This is a genomic window from Kitasatospora sp. NPDC038210, from assembly GCF_055600605.1.
Genome location: NZ_JBVJYK010000001.1, coordinates 266,334 through 291,920 on the forward strand (window position 1 = coordinate 266,334; position 25,587 = coordinate 291,920).

Sequence of the window (25,587 nt, forward strand, 5' to 3'; positions counted from 1 at the left end):
ACGGCTGCGCCGCGGTCCGTCCCCCTCGACGGCCCGCGGCGCAGCGGCTTGCGGATGGTGTCAGGTCGCCCCGGTCACACCGGCTGCCACAGGGCCGGGACGATCGGCGGCTCCCAGCCGACCTGGGCGGTGTGGCCCTGGACGCAGCGGTAGCTCACTCCGTTGTAGGTCACCAGGTCGCCCGCCCGGTAGGTGGTGCCGGGCGTCCAGGTGCCACCGGGGTTCGGGTTCCCGTTGCCCACGACCAGGGAGAAGCCGGTGCTGTGGGTGGCGGAGCCGGTCCCGGTGAGGGTGATGGCGTAGGTGCCGGCCGGGGTGGCGGCGGAGGTCGCGACGGTGACGGTGGCGGAGCCGCCGGACTGCACCGAGGACGGGCTGAAGGTGACCGTGACGCCGGACGGGGCGCCCGAGGCGGTCAGGTTGACCGTCTGGGCCGACCCGGAGGTGGTCGCGGTGGAGACCGTCGCCGTGGCGCTGTCCCCGGGGTTGACGGTGGCGGTGGCCGGGTTCACCGCGAGGGAGAAGTCGTCGGCGGGGGTGCTGCCGCCGACCGAGGTCTTCCAGATGGTGTAGGCCACGCCGTCGGCGCTGCGGTTGAGCACCGTCGCGTCGACGTTGCCGGTCGTGTCGCAGGACTGGTGGTAGCAGGAGTCGTAGGAACGGCCCGCCGTGCCGCCCCACTTGGCGGCCTGCGCCGAGGTCTTGGTGTCGCTGGCGCCGGCCGCGTAGCCGGAGGTGGGGATGCCGGCCTGCTGGAAGGAGTAGTCGTCCGAGCGGCCCTGGCCCTCGACGTTCTCCTCCGGCTGCAGGTTGAGCGAGTCCCAGTAGGCCTTCATCGGTGCGGAGGCCGCGGAGGAGATGTTGTTGACGAAGTAGCCGGCGTTGGGCGAGCCGACCATGTCGAAGTTGTAGTACGCCTTGATCGCGGAGCGCTGCGTGGAACCCAGCTGGCCGACGTAGAACTGCGAGCCCTGCAGGCCCTGTTCCTCGCCGGTCCACCAGGCGAACCGGACGTGCCGGGTCAGTGTCGGGTTCTGCTGGGCCAGCACGAGCGCGTTCTCCAGCAGGGTGGCCGAGCCGGAGCCGTTGTCGTTGATGCCGGGGCCGGCGCCGACGCTGTCCAGGTGGGCGCCGAACATGGTGACCTGGTCGGCCGGGCCGCCGGGCCAGTCGGCGATCAGGTTGTTGGACTGGTAGGTGCAGGAGGTGCAGGTCTGCTCGCTGACGGTGTAGCCGGCGGCCTGCAGCTTGCCCTTGAGGTACGCCACCGACTGGCTGTGCCCGGCGGTGCCCGCCCGGCGGTTGCCGCCGTTCTGGTTGGCGATGCCGTTCAGCTGCGACAAGTGGGCCTGGACCTTGGCGACGTCGATGTCGGGCGCGGGCCCGCCGGGGTTGCCCCCGCCGCCGACGGTCAGGGTGTACTGGGTGGTGTGGGTGGCCGCTCCGGCGGTGCCGGTCACGGTGATCACGTACGTTCCGGCCGGGGCGCCCGCGGAGGCCGCCAGGGTCAGCGTCGCGGACGAACCGGTCTGCACGGACGACGGGCTGACCGTCGCGGTGACCCCGGCCGGGGCGCCGGAGACGCTCAGGTTGACGGACTGCGCGGTGCCCGAGGTGAGGGTGGTGCCGACCGTCGCCGTGGTCGAGGAGCCGGGCTGGACGGAGCCGGACGCCGGGCCGAGCGACAGCGAGAAGTCGTTGTTCCCGGACGGCGTGCAGGTCGGGTCACCGCTCTGCGCGGGCACGCTGATCGCGTCCCAGGCGGCCTTGGCCCGGGTGAAGGAGGTGCAGGACGGGTCCAGGTTCTTCGCCGCGGTCAGGGTGGCGGTGCGGTAGCGCTTGTACGTCATGCCGCTGGTCTTGAGCAGCATGCCGCCGTAGAAGACCCGCCCGGCGTCCTTGATGCCGATGCCGGTGACCGAGGAGTTGTTGCAGGTCGGGCTGGTGGGCTTGCCGCCGCCCGGGTTGGAGCCCTCGGCCAGCAGGTAGAACCAGTGGTTCAGCGGGCCGGCCGCCGCGTGCTCCTCGGTGTTCGGAATGGAGGAGGAGTAGCAGTTGGGGTTGTTGCTCACCAGCGAGGGGTTGTACATGTTGCGGATCGGCCCGCTGCCGACCAGGTTGATCATCTCGCCGACGGTGTAGTCCGGGTTGTCGTACGGCGCGGGCTCGTTGGCGTAGGCCTCGGTGAGCGCGCCCATGATGTCGCCGGTGGACTCGCCGAGCCCGGCCTCGTTGTTGGCGCCGCCCGGGGTGTACTGGTCGATGCCGTGGCCGAACTCGTGGCCGACCACGTCGATCGAGGCGATCCACTCGTTGGCCTGGCTGTGGCCGATGGATATCGTGCTGCCGTCCCAGTAGGCGTTGACGTCGTTGAGGCCGACCTTCACCGGCCAGCTGCCGCCGTTGCCGTTGTGCCCGTTGCGACCCAGCCAGTCGCGGAGCATGTCCCATTCCTTCTGGGCCGCGAACATGGCGTCGCCGCAACCGGTCTCCTTGCTGGTCGGGCTGCCGGTGCCCCAGGAGTCGGTGGACTTGGAGAAGACCTGGCCGGTGCCGTAGTCGGAACAGGACAGGCCCGGCCGGTTCGGGTCGCGCAGTGAGTACGAGCCGCCGGATCCGGTGGTGCTGATGGTGACCGGTGCCGGGCCGTTCCACTTGCTGTTGACGGTGCCGGCGTGGACGTCGTCGTAGCGGTCGACGACCTCGCCGGTCGCCGCGTCGACGAAGACGTGCAGCCGGCTCGGGGCGTTGCCGTTTCGGCCGGTCAGCACGGTCTCCCAGGCGAGCCGGCCGCCGTTGCCGTCCTTGACCCGGACGACCAGCCGGTTCGACTCCACCGCGTCCACCGCGGGCAGTTCGGCGCGGGCGGTCCGCTCGGCCCGGCCGGCGTCGATCTGCGGGGTGACGGAGCCGCCGATCGGGCCGGGGGCCGCGGACTGCAGGCCGCGGACCTTGCCCTGCCCGTCGGCGAGTACCACCGCGTCGCCGCCGACGACCGGCAGGCCGCGGTAACTGCGCTCGTAGGAGACGGAGTAGAGGCCGCCGATCCAGGGGGTGACGGCCCGGCGCTCGTAGGTCTCGCCGGGGCCCTTGGCGAGTGCGTCCAATCCGGCCGCGGCCGCGGCGTCGGCCGCGTTGACGGCGGCGGCCAGGGCGTTCGGCGGTGCCGGGGAGGGAGTGGGCGCGGCGGTGGCCGGCCCCGCGGTGGCGGCGATCAGGCCGGCCAGGACGGTCAGGGTGGTCGCCGTGGTGAGCAACCGACCGGTGGAAACTCTGCGTTGCATCGAGGCTCCTCGCATGTGGGGGTCCTCGACCGCGGACGGCAACGGCTGGTGGCGCACCGCAGGCCGGGGCAGGGGGAGGGCCGTGCGGGCCGTCCGCGCTCGGGTGCCCGAACCCTCACATGGCGTCATGCCCGGGTCAATGGCTGGTGCGGGCGAGGCATGGGGTTGGCAAATTCCGTCAAGCCCGCGGCGCTGCTTTGCGTCAAGCTGGGCTTTCCTCGCAGTGGTTGAGACCACGTCATGTACGGAGCGGGCGGCCATCGAGTACCGTCCTGGTCGTCGGAGTCGTCGGAACCACTGGAATCGTCGGCGGGCCCCACGATCGGCCGGGGCCGAGGACGCACCCCGGGGAGGCAGCCGTGGAGCGGAACCGCGTGGCCCCAGCGACGGGCGTTCCGGCGCCGCCGATCGGCCAGGGCCGGGGCGCCTGGCGGGAGTTCGGCGCCCGGCTGCGGCACTGGCGGCGCCGGGCCGGCCTCACCCAGGCACAGCTCGGCGCCGGGATCGGCTACGACCACACCGCCGTCAGCAAGATCGAGCACGGTGCCCGCCGGGTCACCCCCAGGGTCGCCGACCGGATCGACCGACTCCTGGGCGCGGGAGGCGAGGTGAGCGCCGCCTGTCTGCGTGCCGAGACCGCCGAGCTGTGCGGCGCCGACGTCTTCTCGCCCGCGCTGCTGCGGCCCCCGCTGCCGGGCGTCGCCCCCGCCGGTCCGGCCCCCGCCGCCCCTGCCCCGGCGCGGCTGCCCGACTACGGCCTGCTCTGCCCGCTGCACGGCGCCGAGGGCTGCGACGTCCCCGCGGCCGCCGAACTCGCCGGTCTGCACGCCGAGTTCTGCGCCACCGGGACGCCCACCGGGACGCCCACCGGGACAGCCGCCGGCCCGCCGCTGGACGCCGCCACCGCGCACGCCCTGACCGGACTGCTCGCCGCCCGCCTGCGCTCCGGCGAGACCGGCGACCGGCCGGGCCTGGCCGCCGCCGTCGAGCGCACCCTGCACGCGGTGCTCGCCAGGCTCGCCGCCGCACCCGCCGCGCAGCGCCGTCCGCTCGCCCGGCTGGCCGCCGAGCACGCCCATGCGGCCGGCGCGCTGCGCATGCAGGACGGCCGCAACGCCACCGCGATGGCCTGCTACGACCGCGCGCTCACCTGGGCCGGGCTCGCCGGGGACCAGGCCACCCAGGTCGGCACGCTCAGCGACCTGAGCATCCTGGCCCGGCTGGACGGCGACCCGGAGGCCGCGCTCGGCTACGCCCGGGAGATCGACCGGGTCGCCCCCGGCCGGCCCTGGGCCGGTGCGATGGGCCGGATCAGCCGGGCCCGCGCGCACGCCCTGACCGGCGACGTCCGGGAGACCGTGCGGCAGATCGGCCAGGCCCGGTCGCACCTGGACCACGTCGGGGTCGAGGACGAGGCCGACGTGCCCTGGCTCTCCATCGCCTCGATGCGGATGCGGGTCGAGTCCGCGGCGGCCGCCGCGCTGCGCGACCTCGCGGCGGCGGGGGACGACCCCCGGCTGGCCCGCCGGGCGCTGAGCGCCACCGAGACCGCCCTGGGCCTGCTCGGCCCGACCCAACTCCCGGCCAGCCGCCTGCTGTTCGTCGTCCGTGCGGCCGACTGCCTGGTCTGTGCGCACGATCCACGGGCGGCCGTCGAACTCCTCGCTCCGGCCCTGGAGGCCACGCCCGCGGCCGCCCTCCCCGCGCTGGTGGAGCACGAGCTGCGCGGCCTGCGCGACCGCCTGGCGGCGTGCGAACCGCGCGCCGCGCACCGGCTGGCGGAGCTGGTCCGGGCCTGAGCGGCGGCCTGCGGCGCGGTGTTCGGCGCGGTGTCCGTCACACGGGGCGCTCGACGGCGCTCGCCCGGCGGTGTGACGGCTCCGCACCCCGGCAACTTCCGTAACTGCGCCAAAATGCGCCCTCTTCACGCCGTTCGAGCGTCAACTTCGTGCGCGTATCGTCCGCCGATCGGGTCATTCATGGCGTTAACACGTCGAATGACTGCCCCGACCATCGGCTCCCGCTAGAGTCGTGGACGAATCCAGTCGTTAGTCCGCGAAGAACGGGGGGCGCGTGCTGTACGCCACCGCACGCCGGCTCGCCCATCCGCTCCTGCTCCTGGGCGTTCTCTGCACCGCCGTCGCCACCCTGCACTTCCACTGGGCGCCGGACCGGGTCTCCCCGCTCGTCCTGGTGGCCGTCATCGGATACCTGGCGGTGCTGGAGAGGGTGATCCCGTACCGGACCGACTGGCACCCGACTCGTCGCGAACTCGGCTGGTACAGCGTCTACTTCGTGCTGAGCATGGTCGGCGGTGCGCTGGCCCAGGGCGTGGTGACCGCGCTGGTGGAACTGCTCGGCCCGGCGCACCCGGCGCTCCCCTTCGCGGTGGAGATCCCACTCGCGCTGCTGGTCGGCTCGCTCGGTGACTACCTCGTGCACCGCTGGTCGCACCACAACCGGTGGCTCTGGCGGCTGCACGGCGTGCACCACGTCCCGGAGAAGGTGAACGTCGCGAACAACGGCGTGAATCATTTCCTGGACGTCCTCTTCGCGCAGTCCGTCGTCCAACTTTCATTGGCTCTGATCGGATTCTCCGCGGATTCCGTGTTCGTGGTCGGAATATTCGTTCTGGCGCAGGGGTATTTCGTCCACGCGAACATCGACGTCCACCTCGGCCCGCTCGGCCACGTCCTGGCCGGACCGGAACTCCACCGCCTGCACCACAGCACCGACCTCGCCGAAGCCGGCCACTACTCCTCCGACCTCTCGCTGTGGGACCACGTGTTCGGGAGCTTCACCTGGCGGCCCGGCCGCGTGCCCACCACCGTCGGCCTCACCGATCCCGCGGCGTTCCCCACGACCGGCGAGCTCGGCGCCAGCCTGCTCCACCCCTGGCGCCGGGCGAAGACCACCGAGCAGTCCGTCTGAACCCGGTCCGCGCAGCCGCCCCTCGCCCGTGCCCCGGCGCCACGCCAGCATCCATCACCCTCCGGATTGGACCATGACCTCCTCGCCCTCCGCCGCGCCCCGCGAACCGATCGCGATCACCGGTATCGGCTGCCGCCTACCGGGACACGCCAACGACCACCGGACCTACTGGCGCAACCTGATCGAGGGCCGGGACTGTCTCACCGACACGCCCGCCGACCGGTACGACACCGGCACCCTGGGCAGCCGTGACCGGGCCAAGCCGGGGCGGCTGATCGGCGGCCGGGGCGGCTACATCGACGGCTTCGACACCTTCGACCCGGACTTCTTCGGCATCAGCCCGCGCGAGGCCGAACACATGGACCCGCAGCAGCGCAAGCTCCTGGAGGTCAGCTGGGAGGCCCTGGAGGACGGCGGCCTGCGCCCCGGCGAGCTGGCCGGCCGCGAAGTGGGCGTCTACATGGGCGCCTTCACCCTCGACTGGAAGATCCTGCAGTTCGCCGACCTCGACTTCGCCACCATCGCCGCGCACACCGCCACCGGCACCATGATGACGATGGTCTCCAACCGGATCTCGCACTGCTTCGACTTCCGCGGCCCCAGCGTCTCGATCGACACCGCGTGCAGCTCCTCCCTGGTCGCGGTCCACCTGGCCTGCCAGAGCCTGCTCCGCGGCGAGACCGAACTCGCGCTGGCCGGGGGCGCGTTGCTGCACATGGCGCCGCAGTACACGATCGCCGAGACCAAGGGCGGCTTCCTCTCCGCGGACGGCCGGTCGCGCGCCTTCGACGCCTCCGCCGACGGCTACGTACGGGCCGAGGGCGTCGGCGTGGTCGTGCTCAAGCGGCTCTCCGACGCCCTGCGCGACGGGGACCCGGTGCACGCGGTGATCCTCGGCAGCGGCGTCAACCAGGACGGCCGCACCAACGGCATCACCGTCCCCAGCGCGGACGCGCAGGTCACCCTGATCGAGCGGGTCTGCGCCGAGGCCGGGGTGCTGCCCGGCAGCCTGCAGTACGTCGAGGCGCACGGCACCTCCACCCCGGTCGGGGACCCGATCGAGGCCGCCGCGCTCGGCCGGGTGCTCGGCGTCGGCCGCCGCACCGGGGACCGCTGCTACGTCGGCTCGGTCAAGACCAACATCGGGCACACCGAGGCCGCCGCCGGCGTCGCCGGGCTGATCAAGACCGCGCTGGCCCTCAAGCACCGCCGCATCCCGCCGCACCTCAACCTGGAGCGGCCCAACCCCGGCATCGACCTGGCCGCGCTGCCCTTCGAGATCCCGACCGAACCGGTCGACTGGCCCGAGCACCGCGGCCCGGCCCGCGCGGGCGTCAACTCCTTCGGCTTCGGCGGCACCAACGCGCACGTCCTGCTGGAGGAGCCGCCCCGCCCCGGGCCCGCCGCACCGGCCGCGGAGCCGGCGTGCACCGTCCTGCCGCTGAGCACCAAGGACGCCGCAGGACTGCCCGAACTCGTCGCCGCCGTACGGCAGGAGCTCGCCGCCGGGGCCTCCCTCGCCAACCTCGGCCACACCCTGGCGCACCGCCGCCAGCACCTGCCCGAGCGGCTGGCCGTCGCGTACGGCTCCCGGCAGGACCTGGACGAGGCACTGGCCGCGTGCGAGCGCGGCGAGGAGCACCCGCGGGTGGCCCGGGGCCGCGCCCGGGAGCGCGGACAGCGGCGCCTGGCCTGGGTGTTCACCGGCATGGGCCCGCAGTGGTGGGGGATGGGCCGGGGCCTGTACGAGAGCGAACCGGCCTACCGCGAGGCCGTGCTGGCCGTCGACCAGGAGATCCGCGAGCAGGCCGGGTGGTCGCTGCTGACGGAGCTGGACCGGGACGAGGCGGACTCCCGGATGGCCGAGACCTGGCTGGCCCAGCCCGCCAACTTCGCCGTCCAGGTCGGGCTCTCGGCGCTCTGGCGCAGCCACGGTCTGCGCCCCGACGCGGTGGTGGGCCACAGCACCGGCGAGGTCGCCGCCTTCCACGAGGCCGGGGTGTACGACCTGGCCGACGCCGTCCGGGTGGTGCTGGCCCGCAGCCGGCTCCAGCAGCGGCTGGCCGGCACCGGCAGCATGCTCGCGGTCGGCCTGCCGGAGGCGGAGGCGGAGCGCCGGATCCGGCCGTACCGCACCCGGATCTCGCTCGGGGCGGTCAACAGCCCGTCCGCGGTGACCCTGGCGGGGGACACCGAAGCCCTCGGCGAGCTGGCCGAGGAGCTGAAGCGGCAGGGCGTGTTCGCCCGGCTCCTGGACGTCGAAGTCCCGTACCACAGCGTGCGGATGGACCCGATCCGGGACGAGCTGATCGCGGCGCTCGCCGCCCTCAAGCCGCAGGAGGTGCGGCTGCCGCTCTACCTGACCGCGCGGGAGGGGCTCGCCCGCGGGCCGGAGCTGGACGGCGGGTACTGGTGGGAGAACGTCCGCAACCCGGTCCGGTTCCGGGCCGCCGTCGAGCGGATGGCCGAGGACGGGCACGCGCTGTTCCTGGAGCTGGGCCCGCACCCGGTGCTCGGGCACGCGATCCGTGAGTGCGCCGAGCAGGCGCACACCCTGCCGTCGATCCGCCGCAGCCAGGACGAACCCGAACGGTTCGCCCGCAGCCTGGCCGAACTGCACACCCTCGGCGTCGAGTTCAGTTGGGATGCGCTGCATCCGGGCGGCCGGCCGGTGCCGCTGCCGGGCTACCCGTGGCGACGCGACCGGTACTGGGTCGAGCCCGCGCCGGTCGAGCAGGTCCGGCTCGGCCGGGTCGACCACCCGCTGCTCGGCCGACGCACCGCGAGCGCCCAGCCCGGCTGGACCACCGCGCTCGACCCCGAACGGCTGCCGTACCTGACCGACCACCGGATCGAGGGCCAGGTGGTCTTCCCGGCCGCCGGGTACCTGGAGATGGCCGCCCAGGCCGTCCGCGCCCTGACCGGCGGCACCGAGGTGGTGCTGGCCGAGGTCGAGCTCAACCGGGCGCTCTTCCTCTCCGAGACCGAGCCCGTCACCGTCCAGCTCGGCTACGCGCCCGAGGACGCCCGCTTCAGCATCGCCGCCACCCCGGCCGGCGGCGAGCCCACCGTGCACGCCTGCGGCCGCGTCCGCACCGGCCAGCGGCGCTCGCACGGCCCCGCGCTGGACGTCTCGACGCCGGACGCCCACGGGCAGCACCTCGACGGACCGGAGTGCTACCGGCGGCTGGCCGAGCGGGGCTACGACTACGGGCCCGCCTTCCGGGCCGTCGAGCAGGTCTGGGCCGGCCCCGGCGAGGCACTGGCCCGGATCCGGCCGACCGCCGGACTCGGCCCCGACGCGGCCGACCATCACCTGCACCCGGTGCTGCTGGACGCCTGCTTCCAGACCCTGCTCACCACCACGCTGCACACGCCCGAGGGCGGCAGCGTCCGCCTGCCGGTCGCCATCGAGGAGGTCCGGCTCGACGAGATCGGCGACCGGCCCCTGTGGGCGCACGCCACCGTCACCCGGGACAGCGGCGACGAACTCGTCGGCGACATCGCCCTGTACGCCGAGCACGGCACCCCGCTCGGCCGGATCACCGGCTTCCGGGTCGCCGACGTCGCCCAGGCGCCGGCCTCCGTCGGTCTGGCCACCATCGACGGCTGGCTCACCGAGGTCGCCTGGGTGGAGGCACCCGCCCCGGCCGCCGAGGAGGCCACCGGCGACCTGCTGCTCTTCGCCGACGGCGGCGGCCTCGCCGAGCGGCTGGCCGCACTCGCCGCCGAACGCGGCGCCAGCTGCCACCTCGTCCGCCCCGGCACCGAGTACCGGTACGCCGACGGGCACTCGACCGTACGCCCTGACTCCGCCGAGGACGTCCGGCGACTGCTCGCCGCCCTGGAGCCCGGCTACGACACCGTCGTCCACCTCTGGAACCTCGACCTGCCCGCGCTCGACGCCACCACGGCCGACCGGCTCGACGGCCTCGCCACCCTCGGCGCCTACTCCCTGATCGCCCTCGCCCGGGCCCTGCCCGAGGCCCGCCCGGACGGCCGGCTGCACATCGTCACCCGGGGCACCCAGCCCGCGGCCCCCGGCGAGCGGGTCGAGCCGCTGGGCGCCCCCGCCTGGGGCATCGGACGGGTGCTGTGGCAGCAGGAACTCGTCACCCAGCGCGGCAGCCTGATCGACCTCGACCCGGCCGTCGCCGCGACCGACCAGGCCGGGGCACTGCTCGCCGAACTCGCTGCCCGGGACGAGCAGGAGATCGCGCTGCGGGCCGGCGGCCGCCTGACCAGCCGACTGCGGCAGGCCGAGGGCCTCACCCGGCCGCTCCCGCCGGTCCTGCGCCCCGACGGCAGCTACCTGGTCACCGGTGCCTTCGGCGCCCTCGGCCGGCTGCTGTGCCGCACCCTGGTCAAGCGCGGCGCCCGGCGGCTGATCCTGGTCGGCCGCACCGCCCTGCCCGAGCGCTCGCAGTGGGCGCACACCGACCCGGACACCCCCGCCGGGGAGCGGATCGCCTTCCTGCGCGAACTCCAGGCGCTCGGCGCCGAACCGCTGCTCGCCCCGGTGGACGTCACCGACGAGGAAGCCCTCGCCGCCTGGCTGGCCGACTACCGGGAGCGCCAACGCCCGCCGATCCGCGGCGTGTTCCACCTCGCCGGGCAGGTCAAGGACACCCTGCTGGCGCAGATGGACCGGCCGTCCTTCGACGCCGGCTACGCCCCCAAGGTGGTCGGGGGTCACCTGCTGCACCGGCTGCTGCGCGACGAACCGCTCGACCACTTCGTGCTGTTCGCCTCCGTCGCCTCCCTGCTCACCACCGCCGGGCAGACCAACTACGCGGCCGGCAACGCCTTCCTGGACGCCCTCGCGCACCACCGCCGGGCCGACGGCCTGCCCGCGCTCAGCCTGGACTGGGGCCCCTGGGCCACCGGCATGATCGAGGAGCTGGGCCTGGTCGCCCACTACCGCGACGCCCGCGGCATGAGCTCGCTGCCGCCGGACGCCGGGACGGCCGTCCTGGAGCGTGTCCTCGGGCAGGACCGCGCCCAGCTGCTGGTCGCCACCGTGGTCGACTGGCCGACCTTCCTCGCCTGGTACCCGGCGCCGCCGCCGCTGGTCGCCGACCTCGCGGCGAGCGCCGCCGAGCAGGCCCCGGCCGAGACCGGCGGCTTCCTGGACGCCTACCGGGCGGCCGACCCGCAGACCCGGCGCGCGCTGGTCACCGAGCGGTTCACCGCCGCCGCCGCGGCCGTGCTGCGGATCGGCGCCGAGCGGGTCGACAGCGACACCCGGCTCGGCGCGCACGGCCTGGACTCGCTGCTCGCCATGGAGCTGCGCGCCCGGGTGCACGGCGAGCTGGGCGTCGCCCTGCCCGTGGTGGCCCTGCTCAGCAACGGCACCGTCGGGGACCTGGCCGACCTGCTCACCGCTGGCCTCGCCGAGCGGCTCGACACCGACGGCGACGCCGCCCGGGCCGAGGTCGACCTGCACACCGACGAGTCCCGCTACCCGCTCACCCACAACCAGCAGGCGCTCTGGTTCCTGCGCCAGCTGCACCCGGACGGCTTCGCGTACAACATCGGCGGCGCCGTCGAGGTGCGGGCGGTGCTCGACCCGGAGCTGGTCTTCGCCGCCTTCCGCCACCTCGTCGCCCGCCACCCCGGACTGCGCGCCGCGTTCACGGCGGAGGAGGGCCGGCCGGTCCAGCGGATCCGCGCGCAGGCCGAGGCCGACACCGGGCTGTTCGACGTCGAGGGCCGCCCGTGGGAGGAGATCCACGAGCTGATCGTCCGCGAGTACCGGCGGCCCTACGACCTCGCCGAGGACCCGCTGGTGCGGCTGCGGCTGTTCCGGCGCGGACCGGACCGCTGGGTGCTGATGAAGGCCGTCCACCACATCGTCTCGGACGCGATCTCCACCTTCACCTTCATCGAGGAGCTGTTCGAGGTCTACGAGGCGCTGCGCCAGGGCCGCACCCCCGACCTGCCCCCGGTCGCCGCCCGCTACCTGGACTTCCTCAACCACCAGAACCGCTTCCTGGCCGGGCCCGCCGCACAGCGGATGCTCGACTACTGGCGCGGCCACCTGCCCGCCGAGATGCCGGTGCTGGCGCTGCCGACCGACAAGCCCCGGCCGGCCGTGCAGACCCACAACGGCGCCTCCGAGTTCTTCCGGCTGGACGCCGAACTCACCTCCCGCGTCCACGAGCTGGCCCGCGCGCACAACGCCACCCCGTTCATGGTGCTGCTCAGCGCCTACTACCTGGTGCTGCACCGCTGGTCCGGGCAGCCGGACATCGTGGTCGGCAGCCCGGTCACCGGCCGCACCCAGGAGGAGTTCGCCTCCGTCTACGGCTACTTCGTCAACCCGCTGCCGCTGCACGTGAGCCTGGCCGGGGAGCCGACGGTGGCCGAGCTGCTGGCCCGGGTGCGGGAGAGCGTGCTCGGCGGGCTCGACAACCAGGAGTACCCCTTCCCGCTGCTGGTCGAGCAGCTGGGGCTGCAGCACGACCCGAGCCGCTCCGCGGTGTTCCAGGCGATGTTCATCCTGCTCACCCACAAGGTCGCCGTGGAGCGCTTCGGCTACCGCCTGGAGTACATCGAACTCCCGGAGGAGGAAGGGCAGTTCGACCTCACGCTGTCCGCCTACGAGGACCGCTCGGACGGCTGCTTCCACTGCGTCTTCAAGTACAACTCCGACCTCTTCGAGCCCGCCACCGTCCGGCGGCTCGCGGCGCACTACCGCAACCTGCTGGACGCCATGACCCGCGCCCCCGAGGGCGAGCCGGTCGGGCGGCTGCGGATGCTGGACGCGGCCGAGCGCCGCGAGATCCTCACGGGCTTCAGCGGGGCCGAACGCCGGATCGACCACGACACCCCGCTGCCCGAACTGATCGCCAAGGCCGCGGCCGAGCACCCCGAGGCCGTCGCCGTGGTCGCGCCCGGCCGCGACGAGGTCCGGCGCCTCACCTACGGCGAACTGGACCGGCGCTCCCGGCGCGCGGCCCTGCGGCTGCGCGAACTGGGCGTCGGCGAGGGCTCGGTGGTGGCCGTCTGCCTGGACAAGTCACCCGAGCTGATCACCACCCTGCTGGCGATCTGGCGGGCCGGCGCCGCGTACCTCCCGCTCGACCCCGGGCACCCGGCGGACCGGCTGGCGTACCAGGTGGCCGACGCCCGGGCCGAGCTGGTCGTGGTCGACCAGCGCGGCCCGCTGCCCGCCGAACTGCCCGCCCGGCCGGTCACCCTGGAGGAACTGGAGCTGCCCGCCGCGGCCACCGGGACGCTGCCCGCCGCCGACCCCGACCGGGCCGCCTACGTCATCCACACCTCGGGCTCCACCGGCCGCCCCAAGGGCGTCCGGGTCGACCACCGGAACCTGGCCGCCGTCACCGCCGGCTGGCGCGCCGAGTACCGGCTGGACACCGAGGCCCGGGTGCACCTGCAGATGGCCGGAACGGCCTTCGACGTCTTCTCCGGCGACCTCGCCCGGGCGCTCGGCACCGGCGGCACCCTCGTCCTGGTCGACCGCGAGCTGCTCTTCGACAGCGCCCGGCTGCACCGGGTCATGCGCGAAGAAGCCGTGGACTGCGGGGAGTTCGTGCCCGCCGTGGCCCGCGCACTGCTGACCCACTGCGAACGCGACGGGCTGCGACTGGACTTCCTGAAGCTGGTCGTCGTCGGATCCGACTCCTGGAAGGCCGCGGAGCACCGCCGGCTGCGCGCCCTGTGCGGCGGGCGGACCCGGCTGGTCAACTCCTACGGGCTGACCGAGGCCACCGTCGACAGCACCTACTACGAGGGCGCGGCCGAGGAGCTGGAGCCCGGCCGGATGGTGCCGATCGGCCGCCCCTTCCCGAACAGCGCGCTGTACATCCTCGACCCGTACGGCGAGCCGGTCCCGGCGGGCGTGCCCGGCGAGCTGTGGATCGGCGGCGCGGGCGTCGCCGCCGGCTACCCCAACGACCCGGAGCAGACCGCCGAGCGCTTCACCACCCTGGAGCTGGACGGCCGGCCCGTACGCCTCTACCGCACCGGCGACCTCGGCCACTGGGACACCGCCGGCACCGCGCACCTGCTCGGCCGGATCGACAACCAGGTCAAGGTCCGCGGCCACCGGATCGAACCGGGCGAGATCGAGGCCCACCTCACCGCCCGCCCCGAACTCGCCCAGGCCTGCGTGGCGGTCCGCCAGGACTCCTCCGGCGAGACCGTCCTGGCCGCCTACGTCGTCCCCGCCGAGGGCACCGTGCTGGACCGCCGCGAACTGCGCCGCCACCTGGCCGAGCACCTGCCCACCGTGATGATCCCCTCCTACCTCACCGAGCTGCCTTCCCTGCCGCTCACCCCGAACGGCAAGGTCGACCTCGCCGCGCTGCCGGAGCCGAAGGCCGACACCGGCGGCGCCCGGCACGAACCGCCCGTCACCCTCTACGAGACCCGGGTCGCCGAGCACTGGCGCACCCTGCTCGGCCTGGAGGAGGTCGGCCTGCAGCACGACTTCTTCGAACTCGGGGGCAGCTCGATCCGGCTCATCGAGCTGATCCACCACCTCCAGACCGAGTTCAACATCGGCATCCCGGTCGGCCTGCTGTTCAAGGTCACCACCCTGCACGGCATGGCCCGCACGATCGAGCAGATCATCACCGGCGAGGTGGCCGGCGGCCAGCCCCACCTCTGGTTCAACGCCGGGGCCACCGGCGGCCGGACGGTCTTCTGCTTCCCGCCCGCCGGCGGCCACGGCCTGGTCTACCGGCAGCTCGCCGCCCACCTGCCCGAGCACCGGATCGCCGCCTTCAACTACCTGACCGGCGACGACAAGACCGCCCGCTACGCCGACCTGGTCGAGGAACTGGACCCGTCCGGCCCGCACGTCCTGCTCGGCTACTCGCTCGGCGGCAACCTCGCCTTCGAAGTGGCCAAGGAGCTGGAACGCCGGGGCCGGACGGTCGGTTCGGTGCTGCTGGTGGACGCCTACCGGGTCCTGGACGCCTTCGACCTCGGCGAGGAGCACGTGGCCGTCTTCGAACGCGAACTGCACGAGCACCTGCACCGCCACACCGGCTCGCGGATCGTCGCCCGCGAGACGCTCGAACAGGCCCGGGACTACCTGGAGTTCTGCAGCCGCACCCCCAACACGGGCACCGTGCGCGCCCAGCTCGACGTGGTCTGCGAGCGCGAGCGGCTGGGCGTGCACGTCGGCGGGGAGGACGGCTCCTGGCACGGCGCCTCCACCACCGGCACCGCCGTGTACGCCGGCCACGGCAGCCACGCCGAGATGCTCGACGGCGAGTACGCCGCCCGCAACGCCGAACTGGCGGGTGCCATCCTGGCCGGAGGCACCGCCGATGGCCGCGGCTGACCGCGGACCGGACTGGTCCACGAGGGAGCGGGCCCCCGGCGGCCCGCCCCGGGTCATCGTGATCGGGGCCGGCCTGGCCGGCCTCGCCACCGGCTGCTACGCGCAGATGAGCGGGCTGGAGACCCGGATCTTCGAGAAGCACGTGCTGCCCGGCGGCTGCTGCACCGCGTGGTCCCGGCAGGGCTACCTGTTCGACTACTGCATCGACTGGCTGATCGGCACCGCCGAGGGCACCGGCGCGCACCAGGTCTGGAGCGAACTCGGCGCCCTCGACGGCAAGTCGGTGACCCGCTTCGACACCTTCAACCGGGTCGTCGACGAACACGGCCGCGCCGTCACCTTCTACGGCGACCCGGACCGGCTGGAACGCCACCTGCTGGCCCTCGCCCCCGGCGACGCCGGGCCGATCCGGGCCTTCTGCCGGGACCTGCGCCGCTTCGCCGCGATCGACCTTCCCTGGGAGCTCACCCCGCCGCCGCTGCGCACCACGGCGGAGCGGCTGCGCACCCTGCGCACCGTCCTGCCCGCCTTCCGGCTGTTCTGGCGCACCGCGACCACCCCGATGAGCGGCTTCGCGGAACGCTTCCAGGACCCACTGCTGCGCCGGGCCTTCCCCAACATGTTCCTGCAGGAGCCCGCGGGCTTCCCGCTGCTGCCGTACCTGTACACGCTGGCCGCCGCGCACAACGGCAACGCGGGTTTCCCGCAGGGTGGTTCGCTGGGGCTGGCGCGCTCGGTGGAGGAGCGGTACACCGGGCTCGGCGGGGTGATCGGCTACCGCTGCCGGGTGGAGCGGATCCTGGTCGAGGAAGGGCGCGCCGTCGGCGTCGAACTCCGCGACGGGTCAAGGCACTTCGCCGACCATGTGGTCGCCGCCTGCGACGGCCCGACGGTCCTGGACCGGCTGCTGGAGGGCCGCTACTCCAGCCCCGCCACCGACCTGCTCTACGGCGAACTGCTCGACAAGCCGGGCAACCTGTACCCGGCCGTGGTCTCGGCCTTCGTCGGCGTCGACGGCCCGCTGCCCGAGGGCGAGCCGCACAGCACCACCTACCTGCTGGCGCCCGAGGAGGGCGCCCGGCTGCCCGGCTCGCTGCAGCACAGCCTGGTGGTGCAGCTGCGCTCGTCCTACGCGGACGGCTTCGCACCGCCCGGCAAGTCGGTGCTGCACTGCACCTACTTCAGCGACTACCGCTCCTGGAAGGACCTGCGGGTCCGGGACCGCAAGGCGTACCGGGCGCGCAAGCAGGAGGTCGCCGCGTTCGTCCGGACCTTCCTGGAGCGGACCCACCCCGGCCTCGCCGGGCGGATCGAACTGGTCGACGTGGCCTCGCCGGTGACCACCGAGCGCTTCACCGGCAACACCTACGGCAGCATCCTCGCCTGGCAGGCCTTCTCCGAGGCCGAGGACGCCGCCAACCGGCTGGTCAACCGGGACCGGATGCGGCTGCCGGGCCTCAGCGGGTTCTCCATGGCCGGGCAGTGGACGGCGCTCGGCGGGCTCATCCGGGCCGCCACCAGCGGCCGGTTCGCCGCGCAGTACCTCTGCCGGGAACTCGGCCGGCCGTTCCGGGCCTGGCCCAGCGACAACCGGGAGCCCTGGCACCCGGGCAAGTGGGGCAGCCTGCCGCAACTCGACCGGGCCACCGTGGGAGCGCCGGACGCGGGGGTGCCCGAGGCGGTCGTGCCGGAAGCGGAGGCGGCGGAAGTGGGAGTTGCGGAGTGAGCGGGACGACGGCCGACAGGCGGACCATGGTCATCATCGGCGGCGGGCTCGGCGGCCTGTCCACCGGCTGCTACGCGCAGATGAACGGCTACCGCACCCGGATCCTGGAGATGCACGAGATCCCCGGCGGCTGCTGCACCGGCTGGGAGCGCGGCGAGTTCACCTTCGACTGCTGCGTCAGCTGGCTGCTGGGCAGCGGGCCGGGCAACGAGATGCACCGGATCTGGCTGGAGCTCGGCGCCCTGCAGGGCAAGCGGATGCGCAACTTCGACGTGTTCAACGTGGTGCGCGCCCGGGACGGCCGGGCGGTCTACTTCTACTCCGACCCGGACCGGCTGGAGGCCCACCTGCTGGAGCTGGCGCCCGAAGACGCCCGGCAGATCAGGCAGTTCTGCGCGGGGCTGCGCAAGTTCCGCCTGGCGCTGGCCCGTTACCCCTTCCTCAAGCCCGTCGGACTGATGGGACGGCGCGAGCGGTGGCGGATGCTCGCCTCCTTCCTGCCGTACTTCAACGTGATCCGGCGCTCGATCACGGTGCTGATGAGCGACTACTCGGCGCGGTTCCGGAGCCCGCTGCTGCGCGAGGCGTTCAACTTCATCCTGTACGAGAAGCACCCCAACTTCCCGGTGCTGCCGACGTACTTCCAACTCGCCTCGCACGCGGGGCAGTCGGCCGGGGTGCCGGAGGGCGGCTCGCTCGGCCTGGCGCACTCGGTCGAGCAGCGCTACCGGCGGCTCGGCGGCGAGATCACGTACAACGCCAAGGTGACCGAGATCCTGGTCGAGCGGGACCGGGCGGTCGGGGTGCGGCTGAGCGACGGCCGGGAGGTGCGGGCGGACATCGTGGTGGCGGCCTGCGACGGCCGGACGACCGTGCTGGACCTGCTCAAGGGCCGCTACCTGAACGACACCTACCGCCGGCTGTACACCCGGACCATCACCGAGCCCGGCATGGTCTTCCCCGGCTACCTGACCGTCTTCCTCGGCCTGCGGCGCCCCTTCCCGGCCGGCGACCCGTGCACCACCTTCCTGCTGGAGGACGACGTCGCCGCCCGCCTCACCGGGATCCGGCACCCCAGCATCAACGTCCAGTTCCGCAGCCGCCACTACCCGGAGCTGTCCCCGGCCGGGACCACCGTGGTCTACGCCAGCTACTTCTGTGACATCGCCCCCTGGCGGGCGCTGAGCACCGGCCCGGAGCAGACGCCCCGGCTGCGGCGCGGCGAGGAACTGCACACCCTGCCGGTCGGCCGGGGCCGGGAGTACCAGCGGGAGAAGCGCCGGGTCCGGGACGCGGTGATCGACTTCCTGGACGGCCACCACCCGGGGCTCCGGGACGCGGTGGCCGTGCGGGACGTCTCCACCCCGCTCACCCAGGTCCGCTACACCGGCAACTACGACGGCACGGTGCTGGGCTGGCAGCCCTTCGTGGAGAGCGGCGAGACCCTGGAGGAGGAGATCAAGCGCAACGGGCCGGGGCTGCCGGGCCTGGAGAACTTCTACCTCTCCGGCGTGTGGGCGACCACCGGCGGCCTGATCCGGGCGGCGGCGGCCGGGCGGCACGTCGTCCAGTTCATCTGCCGGGACGACGGCCGGCCGTTCACCGCCGAGGTGGACGACAGCGCGCCGCCGCCCACCCTGCTCATCGACCCGGTCGGACCCGTCGAGCGCCAGTTTGGAGTCACCTCGTGAGGATCGAGAAGTGGACCGTCCGGGAGCACGTGGAGGGCGTGCCGGACATCGAGCGGATGTACCGCAGGGTCGTGGAGGACGTGGACGTCCGGCTCGCCGAGGACGAGATGCTGCTGCGCACCCGTTACGTCTCGGTCGACCCGTACCTGCAGGGCATCGCGCTGGACACCCCGATCGGCGACCACATGGGCGCCGACTCGATCATGGAGGTGCTGGAGGCCGGGCCGGCCGCGCGGTTCGCGGTCGGTGACCTGGTGCAGGGCTTCGGCGGCTGGCGCAGCCACGTGGTCAGCAACGGTGCGCCGAGGCTCTGGCAGACCGGCACCTTCCCGATGGTCTTCCCGGCCTTCCGCCGGCTGGACCCCGGGGACTACGACGAGGTGCTGCCGCTGTCCACCGCGCTGGGCGTCCTGGGCGGGCCGGGCATGACGGCCTGGGGGACGGTGGAGAAGTTCCTGGACGTGCGCCCCGGATCGACCGTGCTGGTCAGCGGGGCCTCCGGGGCCGTCGGTTCGCTGGTCGGGCAGCTGGCCAGGCACCGGGGCGCGCGGGTGATCGGCACCACGGCGACGCCGGAGAAGGCCGAGCGGCTGTGGGAGCTGGGCTTCGACGGGGTGGTGCTGTACCGCGACGGCGACGCGCCCGAACGGCTGGCGAAGGAGCTCGCCGAGCTGGCCCCGGACGGTGTCGACCGCTACTTCGACAGCCTCGGCGGGGTGTTGACCGACGTGGTCTTCGGCATGCTCGCGGTGGAGAGCCGGGTGGCGGTCTGCTGGCAGTGGGGGAGCCAGGTCGGCGGCGACTGGGCGGGGCCCCGGCTGCTGCCGATGATCATGTACCCGCGCACGACGATCCGCGGCATCTTCTCCCTGGAGTGGTTCACCGAGGAGAACTGGGCGGCGCTGCGGCGGGACTTCGGCGCGCTGGTCCGCGGCGGGGAGTTGCGCTACCAGCAGACCGTGCACCGGGGCTTCGAGAGCATTCCCGCCGCGTACCGCAGCCTCTACGTGGACCGCTCGGCGAGCCGGGGGAAGGTGCTGGTGGAGCTCTGAGCGGCGGCCCCGGCGCTCCGGGCAGTGTTCGCTGCAGTGTTTCGGCGCAGTCTCTCGAAGTCTCGAAGCAGTGTTTCGGTGTAGTGGTTGACTAGTGTTCTACTGAACCATAACAATTCACGGGCAGGCCTCAACGACCGAGGAGATGCCCCGTGATCGAATTCCATGTGGACCGGGCGGACAGCCTCCCGGCCTACGCGCAACTCGTGCAGCAGGTGCGGGAGGCGCTCAGGCTGGGGCTGCTGAAGCCCGGCGACCGCCTCCCGGCCGTCCGTGACGTCGTCGTCTCGTGCACGGTCAACGCCAACACCGTGCTCAAGGCCTACCGCGAGCTGGAGCACGGCGGCCTCGTCGAGGCCCGGCAGGGCTCCGGCACCTTCGTCACCGGCTCGCTCGGCGCCGTCGAGCCGCACGACATGGCACGGCTGCGCACCGGGCTCGCCCGCTGGGTCACCGAGGCCCGCGAGGCCGGGCTGGAGGACGAGGACGTCAAGGCCCTGGTGACCGCCGTGCTCGCCGAGGAGCCGGCCGCCGCCGAGCGCGACACGCGCCAGGGAGTGGGGGCGTGACCGCGGTCCTGGAGGCGCGCGGACTGACGAAGCGCTACCGCGGCGTCACCGCCCTGGACGACTGCAGCTTCTCGCTCCCGGCCGGCGGGGTGGTCGCGCTGGTCGGCGCGAACGGCGCGGGCAAGTCCACCCTGCTGGGCATCGTCGGCGGCATGCTCAAGCCCACCGCCGGGGAGTACCGGGCGGACGGCCGGGTGGTGCTGCTCTCCCAGGACAAGCCGCTCTACCGCGACTTCAGCGTCACCGACATGCTGAACTTCGGCCGGCACACCAACCACGTCTGGGACCAGGCCCGCGCGCTCGCCTGGCTGGCCCGGTTCGACGTCCCGCTGGACCGGCGCTGCGACAAGCTCTCCGGCGGGCAGCAGGCCCAGGTCGCGCTGGCCGTCGCGCTCGGCGCCTGCCCGTCGCTGCTCCTGCTGGACGAACCGCTGGCCAACCTCGACCCGGTCGCCCGCAAGGCCGTCACCGGCGAACTGCTCGCCGAGGTCGCCGAGACCGGGATGACGATGCTGCTGTCCACCCATGTCGTCGCCGAACTCGCGGGCGTGGGAGACCACTTACTCCTCCTCTCGTACGGCCGGAACATCCTGGACGGCGAGGTCGAGGACCTCCTTGCCCAGCACGTGCGGCTGACCGGCCCGCGAGCCGAACGGCCGCCCGTCGAGGGACAGGTCGTCCACGAGAACCACACCGCCCGGCAGTCCACCTTCGTGGTGCGCACCCTGCTCGGCGCGGCGACCCCGCTCGGCGCCCCCGGCTGGACCGGCCACCCCGTCACCCTGGAGGACCTCGTGCTCGGCTACCTGAAGACCTCGCTCGGGGAGAGCGGACGGTGAGCGCCCCGGCCGTCACCCCGCCACCCGCCGCCACCCGGACCGCGCCCGCCGCCCGGGGACACCTGTGGCGCGGCATCCTCTGGCTCGGCTGGCGCCAGCACCGCTGGCAGCTGATCGGCGCCACCGTCACCACCCTCGCCCTCCTGGTCTGGATGGCCGTCAACGCCGCCGACCTGCAGAGCGCGCTCGATCTGTGCCACGGGCCGGACTGCGCCAAGGCCGTCGCGGACGACCGGCTCGCCCGGATCCGGCACGCCGCCGACATCGCCGGCTACCAGCTGAGCCTCGTGGTCCTGCTGCCCGCGATGTTCGGCATGTTCATCGGGGTGCCACTGCTGGCCCGGGAGTACGAGCAGCGCACCCTGCTGCTCGCCTGGTCCCAGGACGTCAGTCCCCGGCAGTGGCTGTTCGGCAAGCTGGCCGTGCTCGGCACCGTCGTCGGCGGGCTGGCCGCCGCGCTGTCCGCCGAGTGCCTGCACGTCGCCGGGCTCGTCCACCTCGCCGACCGGCGGAGCCTGTTCGAGGGGACGCTCTACCAGGCGGGCGGCTGGCTGCCGTTGACGCTCGCCCTCGGCTGGGGGATGTTCGGCGTCGCGGTGGGGGCGGGGCTGCGCAGGCTGCTGCCCGCGTTCGTGGCAGTGCTCGGCGCCTTCGGCGCGCGGACGATGCTGATGGAGCAGCTGCGGCCGCACCTGATGGACCCGGTGACCCGGACGATCCGGCTGGGGGCGGAGCACGGCCAGGGCGTCGACCCGTTCGCGCCGGTGGCCAACGAACTGCTGCTGGACGGGGGCAAGGCGCCCTTCGTCGACGCGGCCGGGGCCCTCCACCCGTACGACGAGGTGATGGGGCAGTGGTGCGGCGCCGTCCCGGACGGGCGGACCGCGGCGTTCACCGCCTGCCTGAAGGAGCACGGGCTCACCGGGATCCAGCAGAGCCTGCAGCCGGCGAGCCGGCTGGGCACCTTCCACCTGATCGAGAACGGGCTGAACCTGGGGCTGTTCCTGGTGTCCCTGGCGGTGACCTGGTGGCTGGTCCGCCGGGCCCGCACCACGGTGTAGCGGGGCGCGGGCCCGGGGGCGGGGCCCCTGGCCGGTGATTCCGGCGGTGAGGCTCCTAGCCGGTGATTCCGGCGGCCCGCAGGCGGCGGAGGACGGCGTCCCACTCCGGGGTGACGGGATCGGTCCGGCGGCTGCCGACGCCCAGGTCCTTGAAGCCGGTGGAGGTCGACACGCACACCACCGGTCCGTCCGACAGGTCCGGCTCGCCGAGGCTGCGCAGCCCGGCCAGGCCGGCCGCGGCGGACAGCTCGGTCCACAGGCCGGCGCGGGCCAGCTCGCGCTGGGCGTCGGCGAGGCGGCCGTCGTCCAGGGTCAGCGCCCGGCCGCCGCTCTCCCGGACCGCGACCACCCCGCGGTAGCCGCTCACCGGGGAGGCGATCGAGTAGGCGTTGCTCGGACCGACCGTCACCTTGGCGGCAGGGAGTCCCTGCTCGACGGCCCGGGCCAGCGGCCCGGAGGCCGCCGCCTCGCAGGAGTGGATGCGCGGCACCCGGTCGGTCAGGCCCAGGCGGCGCAGCTCGGCGAAGCCCTTCCAGACGCCGAAGAGCAACTCGCCGTACCCGGTGGGCACGAACACCGCGCTGGGCAGGCCGACGTCCTGGAAGATCTCGTACGCGACGGTCTTGTAGCCCTCGGGGCCGTACGCGTGCCCGGTGTGGGTGGTGGTCAGGTTGCTGACCGGGTGCAGGCCGAGCCGGTCGACCACCTGGCGCAGCAGCGGCCAGCGCGCCTCCCACGGCACCGGGAGCACCACCGCGCCGTACGCGTTGAGGAAGGCGTCGACGTTCGGCGGGACGTCGGGGCCGGTGAAGACGACGCAGCGCAGCCCGGCGCGGGCGGCGTAGGCCGCGGCCGAGGCGCCGTGGTTGCCGGAGGAGGCGACCGCGATGCCGGGCGCGCCGACGCCCACGGCGGCGCTGGCGGTGCAGCGGTTCAGCCGGTCCTTGTGGCTCCAGGTGGGGTTGCGCGACTCGTCCTTGACGTACACCCCGGGCTCGATCTCGACCAGCGGCGTGGCGCCCTCGCCCAGGCCCGGCGCGAGCAGCGGCGGCAGCAGCGGGGCCCACCGTTCCAGGCCGCCGCGGGTCGCGGCGGGGGCGAACAGGCTCGCCGGGTCGGCCTTGTCGTAGGCGTAGTCGACCTCGACGGGGTAGGAGACGTCCTCGGTGCCGGTGCCCGGGCAGCCCGCGGTGAGCGGGGGCCAGAGCGGGTAGTCGAGGTCGGGGTCGCCGAGGGAGCGCTGGCCGGTCGCGAGGGAGTCTGTTGTTGCCATGTCAGGAGACTAACCGGGCGGTGGGCGTCCGGTCCGGCGGTTAGCCGGGCTCCCGCCCCGGGGGTCTGCGGGGCTGGCGCCCCGGGGCCGGCGGGCTCCCGGCGGAGCCGCCGGGCTCCCGCGGCGGTCACTGGTCCTGGCGGACCGCGGAGATGTCGAACTCCAGGACCACCTTGTCGCCGACCAGGACGCCGCCGCCCTCCAGCGCCGCGTTCCAGGTGACGCCGAACTCCTTGCGGCTGATGGTCAGTGAGCCCTCCAGGCCCACCCGCAGGTTGCCGTACGGGTCGACGGCGTTGCCGGTGTACTCGAAGTCGACGGTGACCGCCTTGGTGACGTCCTTGATGGTGAGGTCCCCGGTGACCCGGTAGTCGGTGTCGGACTTCTGCTCGACCCTGGTGGTGCGGAAGGTGATGTCCGGGAAGTTCGGCGCGTCCAGGAAGTCGTTGGTGCGCAGGTGCTGGTCGCGCTGCTCGACGCCGGTGTCGATGCTCTCGGTCTTGATCACCAGCTGGGCGGTCGAGCGGGTCGGGTCCGCGCCGTCGAGGTGGGCGGTGCCCTCGAACCGTTGGAACGCGCCGCGGACCTTGGTCACCATGGCGTGCCGGGCGACGAAGCCGATCCGGGTGTGGGCGGGGTCGAGGACGTAGTCGCCGGTGAGGTCGGAGAGGGTGGCGGTCATGGTCGGTGTGCCTCCTGGTGCGGGTGTCGGACCCCGCCCGGGCCTGGTCGGGCGGTCCCCGGACCACGCTAGGGGTAGTTCTCGGGCGTCGCCCGTCCGGTTGGGCCTAAGCGGGGCGTGGGAGGGAAGGAATCCCGGGACACGCGGGACGCGCGGGACACCGGAAGCGGAATGCGGACAGGAGGCTGGGATGGACAGCGGGATCGGGGCGATGGTCGAGGCGGTTCGGGCGGCGAGGACGAAGATCCGGGAGGACGCGCTGCCGAAGGCCCGGGAGAGCGGGCGGGAGCCGGTGCCGGCCGCGGAGGAGGCGGCGCTGCTGGGTGCGATCGCCGAACTGGTGGACACTTTGGGAGAGTTGGTCGATGCGACCGCCGGTCGGCTGACCACCATCGACACCCGGCCGACGTACATGGACGCGCGCAGGCGGCTGAGCCGCGAGGCGAACAACCTGAGGGGTGACGCGGAGGTCGCCGCCAGGCGGGCGAAGTGACGGCCGCCGGGGCCCCGTGGGGCGCCGGCGGCCGTCCGGAGGTCACGAGGCGGTGAGCAGGAGGGCGACCAGGCGGCCGTCCGCGTCACGGCCCTCGAAGCAGCCGGCCGACTCGGCGCTGACCGGGAGGGCCAGGACGTTGGCGCCGGTGCGCTCGTCCACCGTGATGTCGACCCAGACGGGCAGGCGGCCGTCCTCGCCGGGGGTGGCGAGCCCGGACTCGACGTGCGCCACCAAAGCGTCGAGGTCCGGGAAGGCGTCCGGGCGCGGGCCGTCGAACCGCAGGGCGTCCATCGCGGTGGAGTCCCAGAGGAAGCCGAGGTCGGGCCCCATCGGCTGGTAGTCCTCGATGGCGTCCTCGAACTCGGCCTCCGCGATGACCTCGGGGTCGGCGAAGGGTATGAGCACCATGGTGACGTTCGCCGACTCCTTCCCGCTCTCCGGGTCCTGCCACCGCCGTGCCCCGACGTGCACGGGGTGGCTGCCGGCCGGAATCTCGTCGCAGGCGGACCACTCCGACGCGTCGGGGCTGCTGAAGACGAGCGACGAGGTGACCGTCAGGTCCGCGATGCGGTGGAACTCCTGCGGGCGGTCACCCATGTCTTCGTCGGTGAATTCCTCGGCCAGCCGGTGCAACAACGTTTCGATGTTCATGCCGGTCATGATGGCA

General features: G+C 73.6%; 14 protein-coding genes. 10 read left to right on the forward strand and 4 right to left on the reverse strand.

What is annotated here, in order from left to right:
- Positions 1-74: 74 nt before the first annotated feature.
- The gene (locus tag ACZ7KX_RS01170; RefSeq protein WP_470324650.1) at positions 75-3,284 is read right to left on the reverse strand and encodes a M28 family peptidase; all 3,210 of its coding nucleotides are present in this window, start codon (positions 3,282-3,284) and stop codon (positions 75-77) included.
- A gap of 374 nt (positions 3,285-3,658) precedes the next feature.
- Between ACZ7KX_RS01170 and ACZ7KX_RS01175 the strand changes: the two genes are divergently transcribed.
- From ACZ7KX_RS01175 to ACZ7KX_RS01215, 9 genes are all read left to right on the forward strand, one after another.
- Complete coding sequence (locus ACZ7KX_RS01175; RefSeq protein WP_470324651.1) at positions 3,659-5,083, forward strand: helix-turn-helix domain-containing protein; 1,425 nt, start codon at positions 3,659-3,661, stop codon at positions 5,081-5,083.
- A gap of 274 nt (positions 5,084-5,357) precedes the next feature.
- A complete protein-coding gene (locus tag ACZ7KX_RS01180; protein ID WP_470324652.1) occupies positions 5,358-6,215 on the forward strand; it encodes a sterol desaturase family protein in 858 nt (285 codons plus the stop codon).
- Positions 6,216-6,288: 73 nt separating this feature from the next.
- Positions 6,289-15,531 carry a non-ribosomal peptide synthetase/type I polyketide synthase gene (locus ACZ7KX_RS01185; RefSeq protein ID WP_470324653.1) on the forward strand — a complete coding sequence of 3,081 codons (9,243 nt, stop codon included), beginning with the start codon at positions 6,289-6,291 and terminating at the stop codon, positions 15,529-15,531.
- Positions 15,518-17,257 carry a phytoene desaturase family protein gene (locus tag ACZ7KX_RS01190; RefSeq protein WP_470324654.1) on the forward strand — a complete coding sequence of 580 codons (1,740 nt, stop codon included), beginning with the start codon at positions 15,518-15,520 and terminating at the stop codon, positions 17,255-17,257. The genes ACZ7KX_RS01185 and ACZ7KX_RS01190 overlap by 14 nt, the downstream gene beginning before the upstream one ends.
- 26 nt (positions 17,258-17,283) lie before the next feature.
- Entirely contained in the window at positions 17,284-18,948 is a 1,665-nt protein-coding gene (locus ACZ7KX_RS01195; protein WP_470325088.1) for a phytoene desaturase family protein, read from the forward strand.
- On the forward strand, positions 18,945-20,000 hold the full coding sequence (locus ACZ7KX_RS01200) for an MDR family NADP-dependent oxidoreductase (protein WP_470324655.1): 1,056 nt from the start codon (positions 18,945-18,947) through the stop codon (positions 19,998-20,000). Before ACZ7KX_RS01195 ends, ACZ7KX_RS01200 begins: the two co-directional genes overlap by 4 nt.
- 152 nt (positions 20,001-20,152) lie before the next feature.
- Positions 20,153-20,569 (forward strand): GntR family transcriptional regulator, encoded by a 417-nt coding sequence (locus ACZ7KX_RS01205; RefSeq protein WP_470324656.1) that lies wholly within the window; start codon positions 20,153-20,155, stop codon positions 20,567-20,569.
- Entirely contained in the window at positions 20,566-21,408 is an 843-nt protein-coding gene (locus ACZ7KX_RS01210) for an ABC transporter ATP-binding protein (RefSeq protein ID WP_470324657.1), read from the forward strand. The genes ACZ7KX_RS01205 and ACZ7KX_RS01210 overlap by 4 nt, the downstream gene beginning before the upstream one ends.
- Entirely contained in the window at positions 21,405-22,469 is a 1,065-nt protein-coding gene (locus ACZ7KX_RS01215; protein WP_470324658.1) for a hypothetical protein, read from the forward strand. Before ACZ7KX_RS01210 ends, ACZ7KX_RS01215 begins: the two co-directional genes overlap by 4 nt.
- A gap of 55 nt (positions 22,470-22,524) precedes the next feature.
- On the opposite strand, the gene ACZ7KX_RS01220 is transcribed toward ACZ7KX_RS01215, so the two are convergent.
- Positions 22,525-23,742, reverse strand: a complete 1,218-nt coding sequence (locus ACZ7KX_RS01220; RefSeq protein WP_470324659.1) for a threonine synthase — start codon at positions 23,740-23,742, stop codon at positions 22,525-22,527.
- A gap of 127 nt (positions 23,743-23,869) precedes the next feature.
- Complete coding sequence (locus tag ACZ7KX_RS01225) at positions 23,870-24,424, reverse strand: YceI family protein (RefSeq protein WP_470324660.1); 555 nt, start codon at positions 24,422-24,424, stop codon at positions 23,870-23,872.
- Positions 24,425-24,614: 190 nt separating this feature from the next.
- On the opposite strand from ACZ7KX_RS01225, the gene ACZ7KX_RS01230 reads away from it, so the two are divergent.
- Entirely contained in the window at positions 24,615-24,917 is a 303-nt protein-coding gene (locus ACZ7KX_RS01230) for a hypothetical protein (RefSeq protein WP_470324661.1), read from the forward strand.
- Between the two features lie 42 nt (positions 24,918-24,959).
- Here ACZ7KX_RS01230 and ACZ7KX_RS01235 read toward each other — a convergent pair whose 3' ends face one another.
- The gene (locus ACZ7KX_RS01235) at positions 24,960-25,571 is read right to left on the reverse strand and encodes a hypothetical protein (protein WP_470324662.1); all 612 of its coding nucleotides are present in this window, start codon (positions 25,569-25,571) and stop codon (positions 24,960-24,962) included.
- Between the last annotated feature and the right edge of the window lie 16 nt (positions 25,572-25,587).

Coding starts and splice junctions, on each gene's coding strand:
- ACZ7KX_RS01230 (WP_470324661.1), top strand. CDS start 24,615: ATGGACAGCGGGATCGGGGCGATGGTCGAGGCGGTTCGGGCGGCGAGG.
- ACZ7KX_RS01235 (WP_470324662.1), bottom strand. CDS start 25,571: ATGAACATCGAAACGTTGTTGCACCGGCTGGCCGAGGAATTCACCGAC.
- ACZ7KX_RS01185 (WP_470324653.1), top strand. CDS start 6,289: ATGACCTCCTCGCCCTCCGCCGCGCCCCGCGAACCGATCGCGATCACC.
- ACZ7KX_RS01190 (WP_470324654.1), top strand. CDS start 15,518: ATGGCCGCGGCTGACCGCGGACCGGACTGGTCCACGAGGGAGCGGGCC.
- ACZ7KX_RS01225 (WP_470324660.1), bottom strand. CDS start 24,424: ATGACCGCCACCCTCTCCGACCTCACCGGCGACTACGTCCTCGACCCC.
- ACZ7KX_RS01195 (WP_470325088.1), top strand. CDS start 17,284: ATGGTCATCATCGGCGGCGGGCTCGGCGGCCTGTCCACCGGCTGCTAC.
- ACZ7KX_RS01170 (WP_470324650.1), bottom strand. CDS start 3,284: ATGCAACGCAGAGTTTCCACCGGTCGGTTGCTCACCACGGCGACCACC.
- ACZ7KX_RS01220 (WP_470324659.1), bottom strand. CDS start 23,742: ATGGCAACAACAGACTCCCTCGCGACCGGCCAGCGCTCCCTCGGCGAC.